This window comes from Citrobacter sp. B72, from assembly GCF_016894305.1.
GTDB lineage: Bacteria > Pseudomonadota > Gammaproteobacteria > Enterobacterales > Enterobacteriaceae > Citrobacter > Citrobacter portucalensis.
In genome coordinates, this window is record NZ_CP069801.1 from 856597 (window position 1) to 878394 (window position 21798).

The 21798-nt window shown below is 53.2% G+C and carries 21 protein-coding genes and 1 tRNA gene; 16 read left to right on the forward strand and 6 right to left on the reverse strand.

Going from position 1 to position 21798, the window contains the following annotated elements:
- The first annotated feature begins 36 nt into the window (after positions 1–36).
- The 5 genes from ubiI to JQN59_RS04175 all read left to right on the forward strand — a co-directional run bounded on the left by ubiI (position 37) and on the right by JQN59_RS04175 (position 7023).
- Positions 37–1239: an FAD-dependent 2-octaprenylphenol hydroxylase gene (ubiI, locus tag JQN59_RS04155; protein ID WP_008785748.1), complete on the forward strand. Its 1203-nt coding sequence runs from the start codon at positions 37–39 to the stop codon at positions 1237–1239.
- A gap of 452 nt (positions 1240–1691) precedes the next feature.
- Positions 1692–2786, forward strand: coding sequence for a glycine cleavage system aminomethyltransferase GcvT (gene gcvT / locus JQN59_RS04160; RefSeq protein WP_149608191.1), 1095 nt, complete (start codon positions 1692–1694; stop codon positions 2784–2786).
- Between the two features lie 25 nt (positions 2787–2811).
- Complete coding sequence (gene gcvH / locus JQN59_RS04165) at positions 2812–3201, forward strand: glycine cleavage system protein GcvH (protein ID WP_003026965.1); 390 nt, start codon at positions 2812–2814, stop codon at positions 3199–3201.
- A 127-nt stretch (positions 3202–3328) separates the two neighbouring features.
- A complete protein-coding gene (gcvP, locus tag JQN59_RS04170) occupies positions 3329–6202 on the forward strand; it encodes an aminomethyl-transferring glycine dehydrogenase (RefSeq protein WP_003825499.1) in 2874 nt (957 codons plus the stop codon).
- Between the two features lie 77 nt (positions 6203–6279).
- Positions 6280–7023, forward strand: a complete 744-nt coding sequence (locus JQN59_RS04175) for an SDR family oxidoreductase (protein ID WP_149608192.1) — start codon at positions 6280–6282, stop codon at positions 7021–7023.
- Positions 7024–7116: 93 nt separating this feature from the next.
- Here JQN59_RS04175 and bglA read toward each other — a convergent pair whose 3' ends face one another.
- Positions 7117–8550, reverse strand: coding sequence for a 6-phospho-beta-glucosidase BglA (gene bglA, locus JQN59_RS04180; protein ID WP_057067555.1), 1434 nt, complete (start codon positions 8548–8550; stop codon positions 7117–7119).
- Between the two features lie 120 nt (positions 8551–8670).
- Positions 8671–9399, reverse strand: a complete 729-nt coding sequence (locus JQN59_RS04185; RefSeq protein ID WP_008785744.1) for a MurR/RpiR family transcriptional regulator — start codon at positions 9397–9399, stop codon at positions 8671–8673.
- A 52-nt stretch (positions 9400–9451) separates the two neighbouring features.
- Here JQN59_RS04185 and yqfB point away from each other — a divergent pair, with 52 nt between their 5' ends.
- Both yqfB and trhA read left to right on the forward strand, forming a co-directional pair.
- Positions 9452–9763 (forward strand): N(4)-acetylcytidine aminohydrolase, encoded by a 312-nt coding sequence (gene yqfB, locus JQN59_RS04190; protein ID WP_008785743.1) that lies wholly within the window; start codon positions 9452–9454, stop codon positions 9761–9763.
- Between the two features lie 163 nt (positions 9764–9926).
- Positions 9927–10589, forward strand: coding sequence for a PAQR family membrane homeostasis protein TrhA (gene trhA / locus JQN59_RS04195; protein ID WP_149608193.1), 663 nt, complete (start codon positions 9927–9929; stop codon positions 10587–10589).
- 131 nt (positions 10590–10720) lie between these two features.
- Here the strand turns inward: trhA and ygfZ are convergent, their stop codons facing one another.
- Positions 10721–11704, reverse strand: a complete 984-nt coding sequence (gene ygfZ / locus JQN59_RS04200; protein WP_008785741.1) for a tRNA-modifying protein YgfZ — start codon at positions 11702–11704, stop codon at positions 10721–10723.
- Between the two features lie 257 nt (positions 11705–11961).
- Between ygfZ and sdhE the strand changes: the two genes are divergently transcribed.
- Positions 11962–12228 (forward strand): FAD assembly factor SdhE, encoded by a 267-nt coding sequence (gene sdhE / locus JQN59_RS04205; RefSeq protein WP_003825514.1) that lies wholly within the window; start codon positions 11962–11964, stop codon positions 12226–12228.
- Positions 12209–12616, forward strand: a complete 408-nt coding sequence (locus JQN59_RS04210) for a protein YgfX (protein WP_003825515.1) — start codon at positions 12209–12211, stop codon at positions 12614–12616. Before sdhE ends, JQN59_RS04210 begins: the two co-directional genes overlap by 20 nt.
- Before the next feature lie 101 nt (positions 12617–12717).
- On the opposite strand, the gene fldB is transcribed toward JQN59_RS04210, so the two are convergent.
- A complete protein-coding gene (gene fldB, locus JQN59_RS04215; RefSeq protein ID WP_003026933.1) occupies positions 12718–13239 on the reverse strand; it encodes a flavodoxin FldB in 522 nt (173 codons plus the stop codon).
- A 113-nt stretch (positions 13240–13352) separates the two neighbouring features.
- Here fldB and xerD point away from each other — a divergent pair, with 113 nt between their 5' ends.
- The 5 genes from xerD to lysS all read left to right on the forward strand — a co-directional run bounded on the left by xerD (position 13353) and on the right by lysS (position 19442).
- A complete protein-coding gene (gene xerD, locus JQN59_RS04220; protein ID WP_003825519.1) occupies positions 13353–14249 on the forward strand; it encodes a site-specific tyrosine recombinase XerD in 897 nt (298 codons plus the stop codon).
- A 23-nt stretch (positions 14250–14272) separates the two neighbouring features.
- On the forward strand, positions 14273–14986 hold the full coding sequence (gene dsbC / locus JQN59_RS04225) for a bifunctional protein-disulfide isomerase/oxidoreductase DsbC (protein WP_048225463.1): 714 nt from the start codon (positions 14273–14275) through the stop codon (positions 14984–14986).
- A 5-nt stretch (positions 14987–14991) separates the two neighbouring features.
- A complete protein-coding gene (gene recJ / locus JQN59_RS04230) occupies positions 14992–16725 on the forward strand; it encodes a single-stranded-DNA-specific exonuclease RecJ (RefSeq protein WP_149608194.1) in 1734 nt (577 codons plus the stop codon).
- 91 nt (positions 16726–16816) lie between these two features.
- Positions 16817–17915, forward strand: a protein-coding gene (gene prfB / locus JQN59_RS04235) for a peptide chain release factor 2 (protein ID WP_100194817.1) whose coding sequence is annotated in 2 segments (ribosomal slippage) — positions 16817–16891 and positions 16893–17915 — 1098 coding nt in all. Because the reading frame shifts where the segments join, the coding sequence is not laid out codon by codon here.
- 9 nt (positions 17916–17924) lie between these two features.
- A complete protein-coding gene (gene lysS / locus JQN59_RS04240; protein ID WP_005123357.1) occupies positions 17925–19442 on the forward strand; it encodes a lysine--tRNA ligase in 1518 nt (505 codons plus the stop codon).
- A 77-nt stretch (positions 19443–19519) separates the two neighbouring features.
- Here the strand turns inward: lysS and idi are convergent, their stop codons facing one another.
- Positions 19520–20074 carry an isopentenyl-diphosphate Delta-isomerase gene (idi, locus tag JQN59_RS04245; RefSeq protein ID WP_048215592.1) on the reverse strand — a complete coding sequence of 185 codons (555 nt, stop codon included), beginning with the start codon at positions 20072–20074 and terminating at the stop codon, positions 19520–19522.
- Positions 20075–20240: 166 nt separating this feature from the next.
- Here idi and actS point away from each other — a divergent pair, with 166 nt between their 5' ends.
- Both actS and JQN59_RS04255 read left to right on the forward strand, forming a co-directional pair.
- Complete coding sequence (gene actS, locus JQN59_RS04250) at positions 20241–20999, forward strand: amidase activator ActS (RefSeq protein ID WP_020996306.1); 759 nt, start codon at positions 20241–20243, stop codon at positions 20997–20999.
- A gap of 79 nt (positions 21000–21078) precedes the next feature.
- Positions 21079–21152: transfer RNA gene (locus tag JQN59_RS04255), tRNA-Gly, on the forward strand.
- Between the two features lie 34 nt (positions 21153–21186).
- Here JQN59_RS04255 and JQN59_RS04260 read toward each other — a convergent pair.
- Positions 21187–21723: a GNAT family N-acetyltransferase gene (locus JQN59_RS04260; RefSeq protein WP_100271941.1), complete on the reverse strand. Its 537-nt coding sequence runs from the start codon at positions 21721–21723 to the stop codon at positions 21187–21189.
- Between the last annotated feature and the right edge of the window lie 75 nt (positions 21724–21798).

Genomic DNA, 21798 nt, shown 5'->3' on the forward strand with positions numbered 1-21798 from the left:
TCAGGCCTACGGATTACAGGTTTCGAGGTATAAACAGTGCAAAGTGTTGATGTAGCAATTGTTGGTGGCGGCATGGTGGGACTGGCGGTTGCCTGCGGCCTGCAGGGCAGTGGGTTGCGCGTTGCTGTATTAGAACAACATGTTCCGCAGCCGTTGGCGGCGGATGCACCTCCTCAGCTTCGCGTTTCGGCCATTAATGCAGCCAGCGAAAAACTGCTTACCCGTCTTGGCGTCTGGTCCGACATTGTTGCCCGTCGCGCTTGCTGCTACCACGGCATGGAAGTCTGGGACAAAGACAGCTTTGGACGCATTGAATTTGATGACCAGAGCATGGGTTACAGCCATTTGGGCCACATCGTTGAAAACTCAGAAATCCATTATGCGTTGTGGCAAAAGGCACAGCGTTCAGCGGATATTACGCTGATGGCGCCAGCTGAAATACAGCAGGTGGCCTGGGGCGAGAACGAAGCATTTCTGAGCCTCAAAGATGGCGCAATGCTGACGGCGCGTCTGGTCGTCGGTGCCGATGGCGCTAATTCCTGGCTGCGCAATAAAGCGGACATTCCGCTCACCTTCTGGGACTACCGTCATCATGCGCTGGTGGCGACTATCCGTACGCAGGAAGCTCACGGTGCGGTTGCGCGTCAGGCGTTTCATGGCGAGGGGATCCTGGCATTCCTGCCACTCAGCGATCCACACCTGTGTTCTATCGTCTGGTCGCTCTCGCCGCAGGAAGCAGAACGTATGCAGCAGGCAAGCGTTGACGAGTTTAATCAGGCGCTGAATATCGCCTTTGATAATCGTCTGGGGCTGTGCAGCCTTGAAAGCGAACGTCAGGCGTTTCCGCTGACGGGACGTTATGCTCGCCAGTTCGCGGCCCATCGTCTGGCGCTGGTGGGGGATGCGGCGCATACCATCCACCCGCTGGCGGGTCAGGGGGTTAACCTTGGCTTTATGGATGCGGCGGAGCTGATCGATGAACTTAAGCGGCTACAACGTCAGGGTAAAGATATTGGGCAGTATCTCTATTTACGCCGCTACGAGCGCAGCCGTAAGCACAGCGCAGCGCTGATGCTGGCGGGGATGCAGGGTTTCCGTGAACTGTTTGCAGGCGAGAATCCGGCGAAAAAACTGCTACGCGATATTGGGCTGAAACTGGCCGATACCCTCCCGGGCGTAAAACCACAACTCATCCGTCAGGCGATGGGACTGAACGATCTTCCCGAGTGGTTACGTTAGTGTCCGTAAGGACAATCTTAAGAGTTTGAGACCCGTCACACTTTCCTCTCCCGGCCTTCGCGCCGGGGTGCTTCTCTCATTTGAAATAATCTAATTCCACGCCTTTTTTCGCATTAGTTTTTCTAATATTGTGTTTTTTTCATAACGCCATTTTTGACATTTTTTCCACATTTAATGTGGATTGGTGCTGTGATTTTACGCTTACCTTTGTTTGTTGTTCTGATTAATTGCTATATGTATGGAGTTTTATTCTGTTGGTGATCTGGCTGTTTTTCGCCATAAGCTAATGTGATGGTTAATTTTGACTTATGGTTTAGCGTCTGTTTCGGTGGTAAGTTCAGGACAAAGAGAACGTTTGCGTCGTAGCCCCTGGAGCGGCTGCGGTGCTGAGTTTCGTGGCGAAAATTTCACCGCGAAAGAGTTGGTAGCCCCGCTTATTCAACGAGGAAAAGATGGCTCAACAGACTCCTTTGTACGAACAACACACGCTATGTGGCGCGCGCATGGTCGATTTCCATGGCTGGATGATGCCACTGCATTACGGTTCTCAGCTCGATGAACACCATGCTGTTCGCACCGACGCCGGAATGTTTGATGTGTCGCATATGACCATCGTCGACCTGCGCGGTAGCCGCACCCGGGAGTTCTTGCGTTATCTGCTGGCAAACGACGTCGCGAAGCTAACGAAGACGGGTAAAGCCCTCTACTCCGGGATGCTCAACGCTTCGGGCGGCGTGATAGATGACCTGATTGTCTACTACTTCACTGAAGATTTCTTCCGCCTCGTTGTAAACTCCGCCACCCGCGAAAAAGACCTCTCCTGGATTACCCAACACGCTGAACCTTACGCCATCGACATCACCGTTCGTGACGACCTGTCGCTGATTGCGGTGCAGGGGCCAAACGCGCAGGAAAAAGCAGCCACGTTGTTTACTGACGAACAGCGCCATGCGGTTGAAGGCATGAAGCCGTTCTTTGGCGTTCAGGCGGGTGATTTGTTTATCGCAACCACCGGTTATACCGGCGAAGCAGGCTATGAAATCGCCATGCCGAATGAAAAAGCGGCTGATTTCTGGCGTGCGCTGGTACAGGCTGGCGTCAAACCTTGTGGTCTCGGCGCGCGCGACACCCTGCGTCTGGAAGCGGGTATGAACCTGTATGGTCAGGAGATGGACGAAGGGATTTCTCCGCTGGAAGCCAATATGGGTTGGACCATTGCGTGGGAACCTGCCGACCGCGACTTTATTGGTCGTGAAGCACTGGAAATGCAGCGCGAAAAAGGCCACGAACAGCTGGTCGGGCTGGTGATGACTGAGAAGGGCGTGCTGCGGAATGAACTGCCGGTGCGTTTCACCGATGCTTCTGGCAACCAGCATGAAGGCATTATCACCAGTGGCTCATTCTCCCCAACCCTGGGTTACAGCATCGCGTTGGCGCGCGTGCCTGCGGGTATCGGTGAGACTGCGATCGTACAGATCCGTAACCGTGAAATGCCGGTAAAAGTGACTAAACCTGTTTTTGTGCGTAACGGCAAAGCCGTCGCGTAATTCATCCTTTTTTGGAGATTGATTGATGAGCAACGTACCTGCAGAACTGAAATACAGCAAAGAACACGAATGGCTGCGCAAAGAAGCTGACGGCTCTTACACCGTTGGTATCACCGAACACGCTCAGGAGCTGTTAGGTGACATGGTTTTCGTTGACCTGCCAGAAGTTGGCGCCACCGTCAGCGCGGGCGATGATTGCGCCGTTGCGGAGTCCGTAAAAGCGGCATCCGATATCTATGCGCCAGTAGGCGGTGAGATTGTTGCGGTTAACGATGCGCTCAGCGACTCCCCGGAACTGGTTAACAGCGAACCGTATGCGGGCGGCTGGATTTTCAAAATCAAAGCCAGCGATGAAAGCGAAATTGAATCGCTGTTGGATGCCACTGCGTACGAGGCATTACTGGAAGACGAATAAGATTGTGCCGGATGGCACTGCGTTTATCCGGCCTACGGTTTTATGTAGGCCCGGTAAGCGTCAGCGCCACCGGGCAATTGAGTTAGAGACCATCACGATTCACTGCACGTTTCAGGAACCATCGCCCATGACACAGACGTTAAGCCAGCTTGAAAACAGCGGCGCTTTCATTGAACGCCACATCGGACCGGACGCCGCGCAGCAGCAAGAGATGCTGAATGCGGTTGGCGCCGAGTCGTTAAACGCGCTGATCGGCCAGATTGTGCCGAAAGACATTCAGCTCGCAACCCCGCCACAGGTGGGCGAGGCGGCGACCGAATACGCTGCGCTGGCTGAATTAAAAGCCATCGCCGGGCGTAACAAGCGCTTCACGTCCTACATTGGCATGGGCTACACCGCCGTGCAGTTGCCACCGGTTATTCTGCGTAACATGCTGGAAAACCCAGGTTGGTACACCGCATATACGCCGTATCAGCCGGAAGTATCCCAGGGACGACTGGAAGCTCTGCTGAACTTCCAACAGGTCACGCTGGACCTGACGGGCCTGGATATGGCTTCTGCTTCTCTGCTGGATGAAGCCACTGCGGCTGCTGAAGCCATGGCGATGGCCAAACGTGTCAGCAAACTGAAAAATGCTAACCGTTTCTTTGTGGCGGCTGATGTTCACCCGCAAACGCTGGACGTGGTTCGCACCCGTGCAGAAACCTTTGGCTTTGACGTCATTGTTGATGACGCGGCGAAAGCACTGGATCACCAGGATGTGTTTGGCGTGCTGTTGCAGCAGGTTGGCACCACCGGTGAAGTGCACGACTACAGCAAACTGATTGCCGAGCTGAAATCCCGTAAAGTTGTGGTCAGTGTCGCTGCCGACTTTATGGCGCTGGTACTGCTGACTGCACCGGGCAAACAGGGCGCGGATATTGTTTTCGGCTCTGCGCAACGCTTCGGCGTACCGATGGGTTACGGCGGCCCACACGCGGCATTCTTCGCCGCTAAAGACGAATTCAAACGCTCCATGCCAGGCCGTATTATCGGCGTATCGAAAGATGCGGCGGGCAATACCGCACTGCGCATGGCGATGCAGACTCGTGAGCAGCATATCCGCCGTGAGAAAGCGAACTCCAACATTTGTACCTCGCAGGTTCTGCTGGCCAACATCGCCAGCCTGTATGCCGTTTATCATGGTCCGGTTGGCCTGAAACGTATCGCTAATCGCATCCATCGCCTGACTGATATTCTGGCGGCCGGTCTGCAGCAGAAAGGGCTGAAGCTGCGCCATGCGCACTACTTCGACACTCTGTGTGTTGAAGTGGCCGACAAAGCGGCTGTTCTGGCGCGTGCCGAAGCGGCAGAAATCAACCTGCGTAGCGATATCCATAACGCGGTAGGCATTACGCTCGATGAAACCACCACCCGTGAAAACGTGGTGCAGTTGTTCAATGTTCTGCTGGGCGACAGCCACGGTTTGAATATCGATACGCTGGATAAAGATGTGGCGCTCGACAGCCGTTCCATTCAGGACAGCATGCTGCGTGACGATGCGATCCTCAGCCATCCGGTGTTTAATCGGTATCACAGCGAAACCGAAATGATGCGCTACATGCACTCGCTGGAGCGCAAAGATCTGGCGCTGAACCAGGCAATGATCCCGCTGGGTTCTTGCACCATGAAGCTGAACGCTGCCGCCGAGATGATCCCTATCACCTGGCCGGAATTCGCTGAACTTCACCCGTTCTGCCCGCCAGAGCAGGCAGAAGGTTATCACCAGATGATCGGCCAGCTTTCCGAGTGGCTGGTAAAACTGACCGGTTATGACGCCGTCTGCATGCAGCCGAACTCCGGCGCGCAGGGCGAGTATGCGGGTCTGCTGGCGATTCGTCACTATCACGAAAGCCGTAACGAAGGCCATCGCGATATCTGTCTGATCCCGGCTTCTGCCCACGGCACCAATCCGGCATCTGCACAGATGGCGGGGATGCAGGTTGTGGTTGTCGCGTGTGATAAGAACGGCAACATCGACCTGGACGATCTGCGAGCAAAAGCAGAACAACATGCTGCGAATCTCTCCTGCATCATGGTGACCTATCCGTCTACTCACGGCGTGTATGAAGAAACGATCCGTGAAGTGTGCGACGTTGTGCACCAGTTTGGCGGCCAGGTTTACCTTGATGGCGCGAACATGAACGCTCAGGTTGGGATCACCACGCCGGGCTTTATCGGCGCAGATGTCTCGCACCTCAACCTGCATAAAACATTCTGCATTCCGCACGGCGGCGGCGGCCCAGGTATGGGACCGATTGGCGTCAAATCACATCTGGCACCGTTTGTACCGGGTCACAGCGTAGTGCAGATTGAAGGAATGCTCACCCGTCAGGGCGCAGTTTCAGCGGCGCCGTTCGGTAGCGCATCCATTCTGCCAATCAGCTGGATGTACATCCGTATGATGGGTGCAGAAGGTCTGAAGCAGGCAAGCCAGGTGGCTATCCTTAACGCTAACTACATTGCCAGCCGTCTGAAAGATGCTTATCCGGTACTGTATACCGGTCGCGACGGTCGCGTGGCGCATGAATGTATTCTCGACATTCGCCCACTGAAAGAAGAGACCGGCATCAGCGAACTGGATATTGCCAAGCGTCTGATCGATTACGGTTTCCATGCGCCGACCATGTCATTCCCGGTCGCGGGTACCCTGATGGTTGAACCGACTGAATCTGAAAGCAAAGTGGAACTTGATCGCTTTATCAATGCGATGCTGGCAATCCGCGCTGAAATCGATCGCGTGAAAGCCGGTGAATGGTCACTGGAAGATAACCCGCTGGTTAACTCACCGCACACGCAAAACGAGCTGGTCGCGGAGTGGAATCACGGTTATAGCCGAGAAATCGCCGTCTTCCCGGCTGGTGTGGCGAACAAATACTGGCCGACCGTGAAACGCCTTGATGATGTTTACGGTGACCGTAACCTGTTCTGCTCCTGCGTGCCGATGAGCGAATATCAGTAACTTTTCCGCGCAGTAAAGCTTTTGTAGGCCGGGTAAGGCGAAGACGCCTCCCGGCTTTTTCATATCTGGAGGTATCCATGGGAATCGCATTGGTTACTGGCGGCAGTCGCGGCATCGGGCGGGCAACCGCGCTGCAGTTAGCGCAAGAGGGTTACACGGTTGCGGTTAACTTTCATCACAATATCCGTGCGGCAACGGAGGTGGTGAATACCATTGCCGCTGCCGGGGGAAAGGCGTTTGCTCTACGGGCTGATATCAGCGATGAAAGCCAGGTTGTGGCAATGTTTGAATGCATTGACCGCGAAGGTGAACCACTGTCTGCGTTAGTGAATAATGCCGGGATTTTGTTTGAACAGAGCACGGTGGAAAGCCTAACCGCCGAAAGAATTAACCGCGTGCTGGCGACCAATGTTACCGGCTATTTTTTGTGTTGTCGGGAAGCGGTAAAGCGCATGTCTTTCAAACACGGAGGGCAAGGCGGGGCGATTGTGAATGTGTCTTCGGCGGCATCGCGGCTTGGTGCGCCATTCGAATATGTTGATTACGCGGCCTCAAAAGGCGCTGTGGACACGCTCACCACCGGCCTTGCGCTGGAGGTTGCGGCGCAAGGGATCCGCGTAAACTGCGTGCGACCTGGTCTTATCTACACTGAAATGCACGCATCAGGCGGCGAGCCGGGAAGGGTCGATCGCGTGAAACCGATGTTGCCTATGCAGCGCGGCGGACAACCGGAGGAGGTCGCGCAGGCGATTACCTGGCTGCTGAGCGAGAAGGCGTCGTACGTAACGGGCAGTTTTCTGGAACTGGCTGGCGGGAAGTAGGGTTTAATCGCCGGTTGGCGCTACGCTTATCCGGCCTACGGGAATTTAATCTGTAGGCTGGATAAGGCGTTTACGCCGCCATCCGGCAAAAAATCAAAGTTTCTCGCCGTTGCTGGCAATCACCGCTTTGTACCAGTTAAAACTTTTCTTGCGTGAACGCGACATATCGCCGGTGCCGTCGTCGTGTTTGTTCACGTAGATAAAGCCGTAGCGCTTGCTGTACTGACCGGTGGTGAACGAGACACAGTCGATGCAGCCCCACGGAGTGTAGCCCATCAGGTCTACGCCATCATACGTTACCGCTTTCATCATCTCTTCAACGTGGGCGCGCAAATAGTCGATGCGATAGTCGTCGTTGATGCTGCCGTCTTCTTCCACTTTGTCGTAGGCACCAAATCCGTTTTCTACGATAAATAGCGGTTTCTGATAGCGCTCATACAGTTCGCATAAGGCGTAACGCAGACCGACCGGATCAATCTGCCAGCCCCAGTCGGACGCTTTTACGTGCGGGTTCGGTACGCTGCCCTCAAAACCAGAAATGGCATCGCCGCTGCCGCCTTCCGCTTTTACCGCGTTGGTCATGTAGTAACTGAATCCGAGATAGTCACAGGTGCCTTCACGCAGGATTTGCTCATCTCCGGCTTCCATTCGGATGTTGAATTCGCGGCGTTCCCACTCGTTCAGTACATATGATGGATAGTAGCCGCGCAGTTGAACGTCGGTGAAAACGTAGCGCTCACGCATCGATTCCTGCGCGAACATCACATCTTCAGGCTTACAGGAGAATGGGTAAAGTGGCACCATCGCCAGCATGCAGCCGACTTTCATTTCCGGGTTGATGCGACGTGCGGCTTTCACTGCCAGAGCGCTGGCCACGAACTGGTGATGCAGCACCTGGTACATGGTTTCTTCCGGGTTTTCATGCTCGGTATACACCACGCCGGAGCAGCAATAACCAAACAGCGGTGCGCGCCAGTTGCGCTGGTTGTTGATCTCGTTAAAGGTCATCCAGTATTTGACCTTGTGCTTGTAGCGCTCAAAAACGACTTCAGCAAATCGGACAAAGAAATCGACGACTTTACGATTGGTCCAGCTACCGTATTGTTGAACCAGGTGCAGCGGCATTTCAAAGTGGGAAAGGGTGATGACCGGTTCGATGTTGTACTTCAGCAGTTCATCGAACATGTCGTCGTAGAACTTTAGCCCTTCTTCATTCGGCTGGCTTTCGTCCCCTTTGGGGAAGATACGGGTCCAGGCGATTGAGGTACGGAAGCATTTGAAGCCCATCTCGGCAAACAGCTTGATGTCTTCTTTGTAATGACCGTAAAAATCGACGGCTTCGTGGTTGGGGTAGTACTTACCGGGCTCAACTTCCTGAGTGATTTCTCGCGGAACGCCGTGTGCCCCTCCGGTCAGTACATCGCAAATGCTGGGGCCTTTGCCACCTTTGTTCCAGCCGCCTTCAACCTGGTGCGCCGCAACCGCGCCACCCCATAAAAAATCTTTTGGTAAGGTAAGTTTTTTCATCTGCGCTCAGTCTCAAATTAATACCATCTGATTTTGAGTCTAACAAAGGAAAGATAAATGTCACGATATAACAAAATAGCGCTAATGTGATTTGTTACATCCAAAAAACAGATTGTTTTTTTACGCTATTCTTTTCGCCAACTTGCGGCCGAGTGATTCCAGAATATAAATAACAGGGATCTGCGTAGTTATATCGTATACACCGGCAATGCGCGTCTGTGGAACGTGCCAGGAGAGATTAAAGTCAGCCAATTTGGCCAGCCGCGAATGTTCATGACTGGTGACAGACAGGACCTTACAGTTATGCAGGCTGAACTGGCTGGCAAAACGCAGGATCTCTTCTGTTTCACCGGAAACGGAAAGCACGATCGCCAGCGCGTTTCTGGCCATGTCATTCGTTACCGGGAAATAAGGGTCATCAATGTGATTACTGAATTTTCCAACGTTTGAGAAAAAACGTGCGCCATATTTGGCTAAGGCTCCGGATGTTCCCGCCCCAACGAATATAATACGCTCGGAAGATAATATAATATCAACAGCCTGATCGAGCAGATTATCGAACTCATCGTTATTAACGCCTTTAAAGAAGCTGATAATTTCGCTAGCACCGAAATTAGCCTGTTGCGGTTCATTCTGCTCTAAATATAATTTGAAGCGCACGCGAAATTCTGAGTAACCTTCACACTTAAGCTTGCGGCAAAAGCGCAGTACGGTGGTAGTGGAAACACCCACGGCATCGGCCAGTTCGCGAATGGTCATGTACATGACTTTGTCACGGTTTTTGATGACATAGTTGTAGACCAGCATCTCAAGATTGTTGAGACTGGCGATGGCAGCGTGGGAGAACATACTCACAATGGCAAAACTCACTCATCAGACTTCATCTACAGGGAATAATAACATGCAGCCAAATGACATCACTTTTTTTCAGCGTTTCCAGGATGACATTCTGGCCGGACGCAAGACCATCACTATTCGTGACGAGTCTGAATCACACTTCAAAGCCGGGGACATTTTACGGGTTGGGCGCTTCGAAGATGACGGTTACTTCTGCACGATTGAGGTTGTTGGCACCTCAACCGTCACGCTGGATACGCTGACGGATAAACATGCCCAGCAGGAAAACATGACGCTTGAAGAACTTAAACGTGTCATTGCCGAGATTTACCCGGATCAGACGCAATTTTATGTGATTGATTTTAAATGCCTTTGATTTTAATAGTACGCATGTTAGCTGAAATTTAAAAACTAAAACCATGATTTTTAATGGTAAATATTTATCTGGTAATTATTTTAGCTAACAGGTGTTCACTGGAACCATTCTCAGTTACGCTAGAGGAGCAATCACGATAGGGTTCGTTTCTCGGGAGTAAGTTATGGTTCAGAAGCCATTAATCGTGCAGGGATATTCGCTGGCAGAGGAAATAGCCAACAGCATCAGTCACGGTATCGGGCTGGTGTTTGGGATTGTCGGACTGGTGTTGTTGCTGGTTCAGGCAGTGGATACCAATGCCAGCGCTATGGCGATTACCAGCTATAGCCTGTACGGCGGCAGCATGATCCTGCTGTTCCTCGCCTCAACCTTGTATCACGCGATCCCCCATCAGAGAGCGAAAGTCTGGCTGAAAAAATTCGACCACTGTGCGATTTATCTGCTGATTGCCGGGACCTATACGCCATTTCTGCTGGTGGGGCTTGATTCGCCGCTGGCTCGTGGGTTGATGATTGTTATCTGGAGCCTGGCGCTGCTCGGTATTTTATTCAAACTGACCATCGCACACCGGTTTAAAATTCTGTCGCTGGTGACTTACCTGACAATGGGCTGGCTTTCGCTGATTGTGGTGTATCAACTGGCGGTGAAGTTGGCGGCGGGAGGCGTGACGTTGCTGGCTGTTGGCGGTGTGGTGTATTCGCTGGGCGTAATTTTCTACGTCTGTAAGCGTATTCCTTATAACCATGCGATCTGGCACGGTTTTGTGCTGGGCGGCAGCGTTTGCCACTTCCTGGCGATCTATCTGTACGTGGGGCAACACGCATAGATTCAGTGCAACCCCGGGGGCGGCGTAAACGCCTCGCCCGGGCTGTATTTTGTTGGCCGGACGAGGCAATGCCGCAATCCGGCGGCCTGTGCCGAATTGCCTAATGGCGCTGCGCTTATCAGGCCGACCAATTACTCTTCGTCTAACGAATATGGCAGCGGTACGATACGCAGCGTTTTTGCGTCGTCACGGACGCGGAACACGCTGTCGGCCTCCATGTCGTTATTCATCACAACCTGCACCAGTACCTGACCATCGGCCAGTTGTACTGCGGCAAGTACGGTACCAGTACGACGCCAGTTCTCGCCCATTTTTAATTCAAGGTCTTCGCCAGCTTCCGGTACTCGACCGGCGGCACCCGCCAAAGTCCACATGGCGCGTTTGTTGGCTCCGCGGAATTTTGCTCGAGCCACCATTTCCTGACCGGTGTAGCAGCCTTTTTTAAAGCTGATCCCGCCCAGAGCCTGCAGATTGGTAGCCTGTGGAATAAACTGTGCACTGTTGGCTGTATCAATAACGGGGATACCCGCTTCGATATCCAGCGCCAGCCACTGCTGGCTGTTATTTAACTCAGCTTCGCCACGCAGCTTTTCAACCAAGGTTTCTGCTGTGGTGGCATCAACGATCAGCAGAAAACGTTCGGCAGGGTGTTCGAACCACAATACCGTGGAGGCACCTTCGGTAATGACCTGCTTATCACTGTTCGGTAATTCGCTAAAGAGATTGGCCAGCGCTGCACGTGCCTGGAATCCCGCTACGCCCAGCAAGACGCGCTCGTCGTCTGGGGCGATCGCCACCTTCGAGAAGACCGCGTATTTTTTCAGCTCAGTGAGCTGCGCATCACGCAGGCTACGGCGCTCAAGCCATGCAAAACCGTCACCCTGGCGGAACAGACGCAGGTTGCTCCACATTTTACCTTTGGCGTCACAATGTGCAGCCAACAGGTGCTGATGCTCGGTCATCTGGCTGACATCCGCCGTGACCTGACCCTGAATATACTTCTCACTGTCGACACCGGTGATGGTGGCGAGCGCCCAGTCATCGAGCGTCATTAGCGTCAGAGGTAAACGCGTTGACGCAAAAGGCTGGCGAGGAGGAAAAGATGTAAAAGCCATAATAATGTCCTGATTTGCTTAACGCAGTGATGATGACTAATGGTAAAAGAGCTATGGCCCATTGCAAGCGGTTTAAACAGGCTATTTGTGCCATATATTGTGCTTTGCGAGGAGACATCCAAAATTGGTGAATCCTTTGGCTTAATAAGGTTTTATTTAGCGAGCGAGCTTCAGTTTACTGATATTCCCGTAAAAAGAGCGGGAAAAACACGTTACAATAGCGGGATACTTCGTTTTCGCGAGACAGGGAGAAGAACATGGATATTAACAACAAAGCACGTATTCATTGGGCATGCCGCCGCGGTATGCGCGAGCTGGACATCTCGATCATGCCGTTTTTTGAACATGAATATGACAGCTTAAGTGACGAAGAAAAACGTATCTTCATCCGTCTGCTAGAATGTGATGATCCAGATTTATTTAACTGGTTGATGAATCATGGGAAACCAGCTGATGAGCAGCTGGAACAGATGGTGCGACTTATCCAGACACGGAATCGGGAACGTGGTCCAGTGGCAATCTGATTTACGCGTATCATGGCGCGCGCAGTGGCTTTCACTGCTAATTCATGGGCTGGTCGCGGTGTTTATTTTATTGATGCCCTGGCCATTGAGCTACACCCCATTATGGCTGGTTTTGCTCTCTCTGGTGGTGTTCGATAGCGTTCGCAGTCAGCGTCGAATCAACGCCTGTCAGGGTGAGATTCGGCTATTGATGGATGGCCGTCTGCGCTGGCAAGGGCAAGAGTGGTCTATCGTTAGCGCCCCCTGGATGGTTAAAACAGGTATGATGCTACGCTTGCGATCTGATGCCGGAAAACGTCAACATTTGTGGCTGGCAGCAGACAGTATGGATGATGCAGAGTGGCGGGATTTACGGCGGTTGATGCTGCAAAAGGCGAAGCAAGGGTAACGCATGACACATGCCTGATGGCGCGCAGCTTGAAGGCCAACAGTTAGGTGCGTCATGCAGGCCGGATAAGGCATTTACGCCGTCATCCGGCAAATCGGTTATTAGGACCAGTGCTCGGCCATTTCCCCAAGAATTTGCTCGCACCAGGCCTGAATGCGTTCATCGCTGAGATCGTACTGGTTCGTCTCATCCAGCGCCAGGCCAACAAACAGCTGTCCATCAGCAATGACGGGTTTATCGCTGGTGAATTCGTAGCCTTCTGTGGGCCAGTAGCCGACAAACTTTACACCTTTGGTGATCAGTTTATCGTGCAGCATACCCAACGCATCCAGGAACCATTCGCCGTATCCCAACTGATCGCCCATACCGTAAAGCGCGACAATCTTGCCCTCCAGGTTGAGGTCGTCCAGTTGCTCCCAGACCGCTTCCCAGTCCTCCTGAATTTCACCGAAATCCCAGGTTGGGATGCCCAAAATGAGCACGTCATATTGCTCCATTAGGGTCGGAGAATCGTCTTTGAGGTTGTGCAGTGTCACCAGTTCGGGACCCAGGATATCGCGGATTTTTTCTGCTGCCATTTCGGTGTAGCAGGTGCTGGAACCGTAAAAAAGACCCATGTTCATGACGTAAACATCTCAATTCTGCTGTAGCGTTGCGGGTAGTGTAACAGAATCGCCGCATTCTCGGCACAATGAGGCATAATGCATCAAAAATGAGAGTGGAATAAGGGGCGCGAGTGGAACAGGATCTGGCGCGCATCGAGCAGTTTCTTGATGCCCTGTGGCTGGAACGAAATCTGGCGGAAAACACATTAAGTGCGTATCGTCGCGATCTGACCATGCTTGTGGAATGGTTACATCACCGCGGCGCTTCGCTTGCGACCGCGCAAAGTGATGATCTGCAAGCCTTGCTGGCTGAGCGGATGGATGGAGGGTATAAAGCCACCAGTTCCGCACGTTTGCTCAGTGCGACGCGACGTTTTTTTCAGCATCTGTACCGCGAAAAATATCGCGAAGATGACCCCAGCGCCTCGCTTGCATCACCTAAACTTCCGCAGCGCCTGCCTAAAGATCTCAGCGAAGCGCAGGTTGAGCGGCTGCTACAAGCGCCGCTTATTGAGCAACCGCTGGAGCTACGCGACAAAGCCATGCTGGAAGTGCTGTATGCAACAGGCCTGCGCGTGTCTGAACTGGTAGGACTGACGATGAGTGACGTCAGCCTGCGTCAGGGTGTGGTACGGGTGATCGGTAAAGGTAACAAAGAGCGCCTTGTCCCGTTGGGTGAGGAGGCTGTGTACTGGCTGGAAACTTACCTGGAGCATGGGCGACCATGGTTGCTCAACGGCGTATCGATTGATGTGCTGTTTCCTAGTCAGCGGGCGCAACAGATGACCCGTCAGACCTTCTGGCATCGTATCAAACACTATGCTGTGTTGGCGGGAATCGACAGCGAAAAGCTGTCACCGCACGTCCTGCGGCACGCGTTTGCCACGCATCTGCTCAACCATGGCGCAGACCTGCGCGTGGTGCAGATGCTACTGGGGCATAGCGATCTCTCGACAACGCAGATTTATACTCATGTCGCAACGGAGCGCTTGCGGCAACTACATCAACAGCATCACCCGCGAGCGTGAGTGCTGACAGGATAGGATAGGCTATGAAAAAACGTTTTATGATGTTCACCCTTCTGGCGACGGCGTTTTCCGGCATGGTACATGCAGACGACGCGGCAATTCGTCAGTCATTAGCAAAGCTGGGTGTGCAGAGCACCGAGATTCAACCTGCTCCGGTTGCGGGCATGAAAACCGTACTGACCAATAGCGGCGTGCTGTACGTAACTGAAGACGGTAAACATATTATTCAGGGACCGATGTACGACGTGAGCGGCGCAAGTCCGGTGAATGTCACCAACCAACTGCTGATGAAGCATCTGAACGCGCTGGAAAAAGAGATGATCATCTACAAAGCGCCGCAGGAAAAACACGTCATTACCGTTTTCACCGACATCACTTGTGGTTACTGCCACAAGCTGCATGAAGAGATGAAAGATTACAATGCGTTGGGGATCACCGTTCGTTATCTGGCCTTCCCACGTCAGGGGCTGGACAGCCAGGCTGAGCAGGACATGAAGTCTATCTGGTGTGCTAAGGACAAAAACAAAGCCTTTGATGATGCGATGGCAGGCAAGGGCGTGAAAGCGGCGACCTGTGATGTGGATATCGCTAACCACTATGCGCTGGGCGTACAGTTTGGCGTCAGCGGTACACCGGCGATTGTGCTGAGCAATGGCTATGTCGTACCTGGTTATCAGGGCCCGAAAGAGATGAAAGAATTCCTCGACGCACATGCAAAACAGACCAGCGGTAAATAATTCGCGTGAAACAACAGATACAACTTCGTCGGCGTGAAGCCGACGAGACAGCCGAGCTGCCTGATGACTTGCCGCCATTGTTGCGTCGTTTATACGCCAGTCGTGGTGTACGTAGCGCGCAGGAGCTTGAGCGTAGCGTCAAAGGAATGCTGCCGTGGCAGCATTTAAACGGTGTGGAAAAGGCGGTTGAGATCCTCTACAACGCCTTTCGTGCGGGAACTCGTATCATCGTTGTCGGCGATTTCGATGCCGATGGCGCGACCAGCACGGCGCTAAGCATCCTGGCGATGCGCGCGTTGGGCTGCAGTAACGTTGACTACCTGGTGCCAAATCGTTTTGAGGACGGTTATGGTTTAAGCCCGGAAGTCGTTGATCAGGCCCATGCCCGTGGTGCTCAGCTGATTGTCACCGTAGACAACGGCATCTCGTCTCACGCGGGTGTCGAACATGCCAGAACGTTGGGGATCCCGGTCGTTGTGACCGATCACCACCTGCCAGGGGATACGCTGCCGGGCGCAGAGGCGATCATCAATCCTAACCTGCACGACTGTGAGTTCCCGTCGAAATCGCTGGCAGGCGTTGGTGTAGCCTTCTATCTGATGCTGGCGCTGCGCACTTTCCTGCGTGACAAAGGCTGGTTTGATGAGCGAGGCATTGCACCGCCGAACCTGGCGGATTTGCTCGATCTGGTTGCGCTTGGCACGGTGGCGGACGTGGTACCGCTGGATGCCAATAACCGCATTCTGACGTGGCAAGGCTTAAGCCGTATCCGTGCTGGAAAATGCCGCCCTGGTATCAAAGCGCTGCTGGAGATTTCCAATCGCGACCCCCTAAAGCTGGCAGCCAGTGATTTAGGTTTTGCCCTCGGGCCACGGCTGAATGCGGCGGGGCGTCTGGACGATATGTCCGTTGGCGTAGCGCTGTTGCTGTGCGACAACATTGGTGAAGCGCGCGTGCTGGCCAATGAGCTGGACGCACTCAACCAGACGCGCAAAGAAATTGAGCAGGGTATGCAGGCCGAAGCGCTTACCCTGTGTGAAAAGCTGGAACGCAGTAGCGATACGCTTCCGGGCGGCCTGGCAATGTATCATCCCGAGTGGCATCAGGGGGTAGTCGGCATTCTGGCATCGCGCATTAAAGAGCGCTTCCATCGCCCGGTGATAGCGTTTGCCCCGGCAGGTGACGGTACGCTAAAAGGCTCCGGACGTTCGATTCAGGGGCTGCACATGCGCGATGCGTTGGAGCGCCTGGACACCCTTCATCCGGGCATGATCATCAAGTTTGGCGGTCACGCCATGGCGGCGGGGTTATCGCTTGAAGAGGCGCAGTTTGAGCGTTTCCAGCAGCGTTTTGGCGAACTGGTTACCGAGTGGCTGGATCCCGCCTTACTGCAAGGTGAAGTGGTGTCGGATGGCACACTGAGCGCAGCGGAGATGACCATGGAGGTCGCACAAATGCTGCGCGATGCCGGACCGTGGGGACAAATGTTCCCGGAACCGCTGTTTGACGGGCATTTCCGTTTGCTCCAGCAGCGTCTGGTCGGTGAGCGTCATCTGAAGGTAATGGTCGAGCCCGTAGGCGGTGGTCCGCTGCTGGACGGCATTGCGTTTAACATCGATACCACCTGCTGGCCGGACAACGGCGTGCGCGAAGTTCAGCTTGCCTACAAACTGGATATTAATGAGTTTCGCGGCAACCGTAGTTTGCAGATTATAATCGACAATATCTGGCCACTTTAGCGTCACTAATCGCTATAAAAAAGGGCGTGGATTAGTTACAATCCCGCTCTTATCACCGCATTTTGACTAGTCCAATAAAAGAAATCAGACAATGTTTGAAATTAATCCGGTAAATAACCGCATTCAGGACCTCACGGAGCGCTCTGACGTTCTTAGGGGGTATCTTTGACTATGATGCCAAGAAAGAGCGTCTGGAAGAAGTAAACGCCGAGCTGGAACAGCCGGACGTATGGAACGAACCCGAACGCGCGCAGGCGCTGGGTAAAGAGCGTTCTTCTCTTGAAGCCATCGTTGATACGCTCGATCAGATGAGCCAGGGCCTGGAAGATGTCTCCGGCCTGCTGGAACTGGCTGTAGAAGCCGACGACGAAGAAACCTTTAACGAAGCCGTAGCAGAACTCGACACGCTGGAAGATAAACTGGCCCAGCTGGAATTCCGTCGTATGTTCTCCGGTGAATATGACAGCGCAGATTGCTATCTCGATATTCAGGCAGGTTCTGGCGGTACGGAAGCGCAGGACTGGGCAAGCATGCTGATGCGCATGTATCTGCGTTGGGCTGAAGCGCGCGGCTTTAAGACTGAAATTATTGAAGAGTCTGAAGGTGAAGTGGCGGGTATTAAATCCGTAACCATCAGAATTGCTGGCGAATATGCTTACGGTTGGCTGCGTACTGAAACCGGCGTACACCGTCTGGTTCGTAAGAGTCCGTTCGACTCCGGCGGACGTCGCCATACGTCGTTCAGTTCTGCGTTTGTTTATCCGGAAGTTGATGATGATATTGATATCGATATCAACCCGGCGGATCTGCGTATTGACGTTTACCGTGCCTCCGGTGCGGGTGGTCAGCACGTTAACCGTACTGAATCTGCGGTGCGTATTACCCACATCCCGACTGGGATTGTGACGCAGTGTCAGAACGACCGTTCCCAGCACAAGAACAAAGACCAGGCCATGAAGCAGATGAAAGCAAAGCTTTATGAACTGGAAATGCAGAAGAAGAATGCCGAGAAACAGGCGATGGAAGACAACAAGTCAGATATCGGCTGGGGTAGCCAGATTCGTTCTTATGTCCTTGATGACTCCCGCATCAAAGATCTGCGTACCGGGGTTGAAACCCGTAACACGCAGGCGGTGCTGGATGGCAGCCTGGATCAATTTATCGAAGCAAGTTTGAAAGCAGGGTTATGAGGAACCAACATGTCTGAACAACACGTACAGGGCGCTGACGCGGTAGCCGACCTTAACAATGAACTGAAAACGCGCCGTGAGAAGCTGGCGAGCCTGCGTGAGCAGGGGATCCCGTTCCCGAACGATTTCCGTCGCGATCATACCTCAGACCAACTGCATGCTGACTTCGACGCGAAAGAAAACGAAGAGCTGGAAGCGCTGAACATTGAGGTATCTGTTGCTGGCCGTATGATGACCCGTCGTATTATGGGTAAAGCATCATTCGTTACGCTGCAGGACGTTGGCGGCCGTATTCAGCTGTACGTTGCTCGCGATGACCTGCCTGAAGGCGTCTACAACGAGCAGTTCAAAAAATGGGATCTGGGCGATATCCTTGGCGCGAAAGGTAAGTTGTTCAAGACCAAGACCGGTGAGTTGTCTATCCACTGCACCGAACTGCGTCTGCTGACCAAAGCGCTGCGCCCGCTGCCGGACAAATTCCACGGTCTGCAGGATCAGGAAGCGCGCTATCGTCAACGTTACCTGGATCTCATCTCTAACGATGAATCCCGCAATACCTTTAAAGTGCGTTCACAAATTATGGCTGGCATCCGTCAGTTCATGGTGGGTCGCGGCTTTATGGAAGTGGAAACCCCGATGATGCAGGTGATCCCTGGCGGTGCCGCTGCGCGTCCGTTCATCACCCATCATAACGCGCTGGATCTGGATATGTACCTGCGTATCGCGCCGGAACTGTACCTCAAGCGTCTGGTGGTTGGCGGCTTCGAACGCGTGTTCGAAATTAACCGTAACTTCCGTAACGAAGGCATCTCAGTTCGTCATAACCCAGAGTTCACCATGATGGAACTCTACATGGCTTATGCGGACTACAAAGATCTGATCGAACTGACCGAATCGCTGTTCCGTACGCTGGCGCAGAACGTTCTGGGAACGACTGAAGTGCCTTACGGTGAAGAAGTCTTCGACTTCGGTAAACCGTTCGAAAAACTGACCATGCGCGAAGCGATTCAGAAATACCGTCCGGAAACCAACATGGCCGATCTGGATAACTTCGACTCTGCAAAAGCGATTGCTGAATCTATCGGCATCAAAGTTGAGAAGAGCTGGGGTCTGGGCCGTATCGTGACCGAGATCTTTGAAGAAGTTGCGGAAGCGCACCTGATTCAACCGACCTTCATTACCGAGTACCCGGCAGAAGTTTCTCCGCTGGCGCGTCGTAATGACGAAAATCCGGAAATCACTGACCGTTTCGAATTCTTCATCGGCGGACGTGAAATCGGTAACGGTTTCAGCGAGCTGAACGATGCAGAAGATCAGGCGCAGCGTTTCCAGGATCAGGTTAACGCTAAAGATGCGGGTGATGACGAGGCAATGTTCTATGACGAAGACTACGTTACCGCTCTGGAACACGGTCTGCCGCCGACTGCGGGTCTGGGCATTGGTATCGACCGTATGGTTATGCTGTTCACCAACAGCCACACTATCCGCGACGTGATCCTGTTCCCGGCGATGCGCCCGGTTAAGTAAGATGTGAAATGCCGGATGGCGGCTGACGCCTTATCCGGCCTACGATTCGTTATGTAGGCCAGATAAGCGTAGCGCCATCAGGCAATAATTTGTTGGCAGTAATTCCGCAACAGCGCACGCGCTTCTTTGTCTGCAACCTGCATTACCATCCACGGGCTAAAAGCCCACGGCGTCGCGTCAATCCCACTTAAGACATCCTCAAGACTGCTCCACTGGCAATCCATCACTTCATCTGGGTTTAGCTGTAGCGGACTCACGATATGTGCGGCATAAACCGGGCACACTTCGTTTTCCACAATTCCACTCGGGTCTGTAGCGCGATAACGAAAGTCAGCATACACGGGGCTGAGCGAGTCGATGTCTGCACCCAGTTCGAAGCGAGCCCGGCGGACAATAGCGGCTTCGTGGGTTTCACCCAACTGCGGGTGACCACAGACAGAGTTGGTCCAGACGCCAGGCCAGGCTTTTTTGTGCAGCGAGCGGCGGGTGACCAGCAGTTGGCCCAGCTCGTTAAATATCCAGCACGAGAAAGCGGAATGCAGGGGGGTTGTGGCGGTATGCGCCGCATATTTTTCCAGCGTTCCGCAGGGTTGGTCCTGCTCATTCAATAAAATGACATGTTCCTGTCGCATAGCGTCCACCATCAATCTTAAGCATCCATATTATATGCTTAATTAAGTCAGATTGATTAACAGAGGGTGTGAAATGCCAGGGCCGACGGTTCGTTGCGCGATATGATTTGGCATCCGGTTTCTGGCTGCTATGATAAAGCGTCTGAAAATGTTGCGAGGTATTGTTTTGAGTGCAGGACGCCTGAAGAAAAATGGCCTGGGTATCGTGATGTTGCTGTGCGTCGGTCTGCTGTTAGCAGGGTGTTCCGGGAGCAAGTCGTCTGATACAGGAAGTTATTCCGGCTCCGTGTATACCGTGAAGCGGGGGGATACGCTATACCGTATTTCGCGCGCTACCGGGACCAGCGTGAAAGAGATCGCCCGCCTGAATAATATTTCACCGCCCTATACCATTGAAGTAGGGCAAAAACTGAAGGTCAGCGGTGGCGCGAAAACCAGTTCTAACTCTGGCAAAACAACCAAGAAATCCTCAACCAAAACGGCAGCTGTCAGACCGTCTTCGTCCGTACCGCAGTCTTCCTGGCCTCCGGTAGGGCAACGTTGCTGGCTGTGGCCTGCCAGCGGTAAGGTGATCCTGCCTTATTCAACCGCGGACGGCGGCAACAAGGGCATTGATATCTCGGCTGCGCGCGGTACACCGATTTATGCCGCCGGCGCCGGGAAGGTGGTTTACGTCGGTAATCAGCTACGGGGCTATGGTAATCTCATCATGATTAAGCACAGTGAGGACTACATCACTGCGTATGCGCATAATGACACCATGCTGGTGAACAACGGTCAAAACGTGAAGGCCGGGCAGAAAATCGCAACGATGGGCAGCTCGGATGCGACTACGGTGCGGCTGCATTTCCAAATCCGCTACCGGGCGACAGCTATCGATCCGCTGCGTTATTTGCCGCCGCAGGGCAGTAAGCCAAAATGCTGACGGTGAATTAATCGCCAGTCAGTCGGTTAGTCCCTTGCCAAGAAGAGCGTAAGGTTTATAATCCCTTACGCACTTCGATGCGGGCGTAGTTCAATGGTAGAACGAGAGCTTCCCAAGCTCTATACGAGGGTTCGATTCCCTTCGCCCGCTCCAAAAATTCTCTCCCTGTAGTTAATCCTTAAAAACGTTAGATAGCGACACCGGAATCCGGTGGCAGCGTGCTGTTACCTTCACCCAGATTACGTTGTAGCAATACCGTGTCGAGCCATAGCCCATGTTTGAAGCCAATGTTTTTCAGTGTGCCGATTTGCGTAAATCCGGCCTGCTGATGGACTTTTAACGATCCCTGATTATTGCTGTCGCCGACGATGGCAATCAGTTGCCGATAACCCTGTGCTTCAGCCCAGCCAATCACATGACGCAGTAAGGCTTTTCCTACACCCTGACGCTGAGCCGTTGGAGCAATATAAATCGAATCCTCAAGGGTATAGCGGTAGGCATAGCGCTCGCGGTAGCGGGTGAGGTAGCAATACCCGATGACCTTATCTTCCTGCAGAGCGACGACCCACGGCAGCCCGAGGCTGCGGATTTTTTCCAGACGAGCAAGCATCTCGTGTGCATCCGGCGGGTCGGTTTCAAAGCTGCCGGTACCGTGAAGAACATGATGTGCATAGATATCGCGTATGGCGAGGATGTGCTTTTCTTCTGCGTTAACGATTTTCATTGACCGGCTCCCATTGGCGTCTTTGCCCAGATTACCTGAAAGTCTGAGGGGAAGGTAAGTGCAAAAAATTATGCT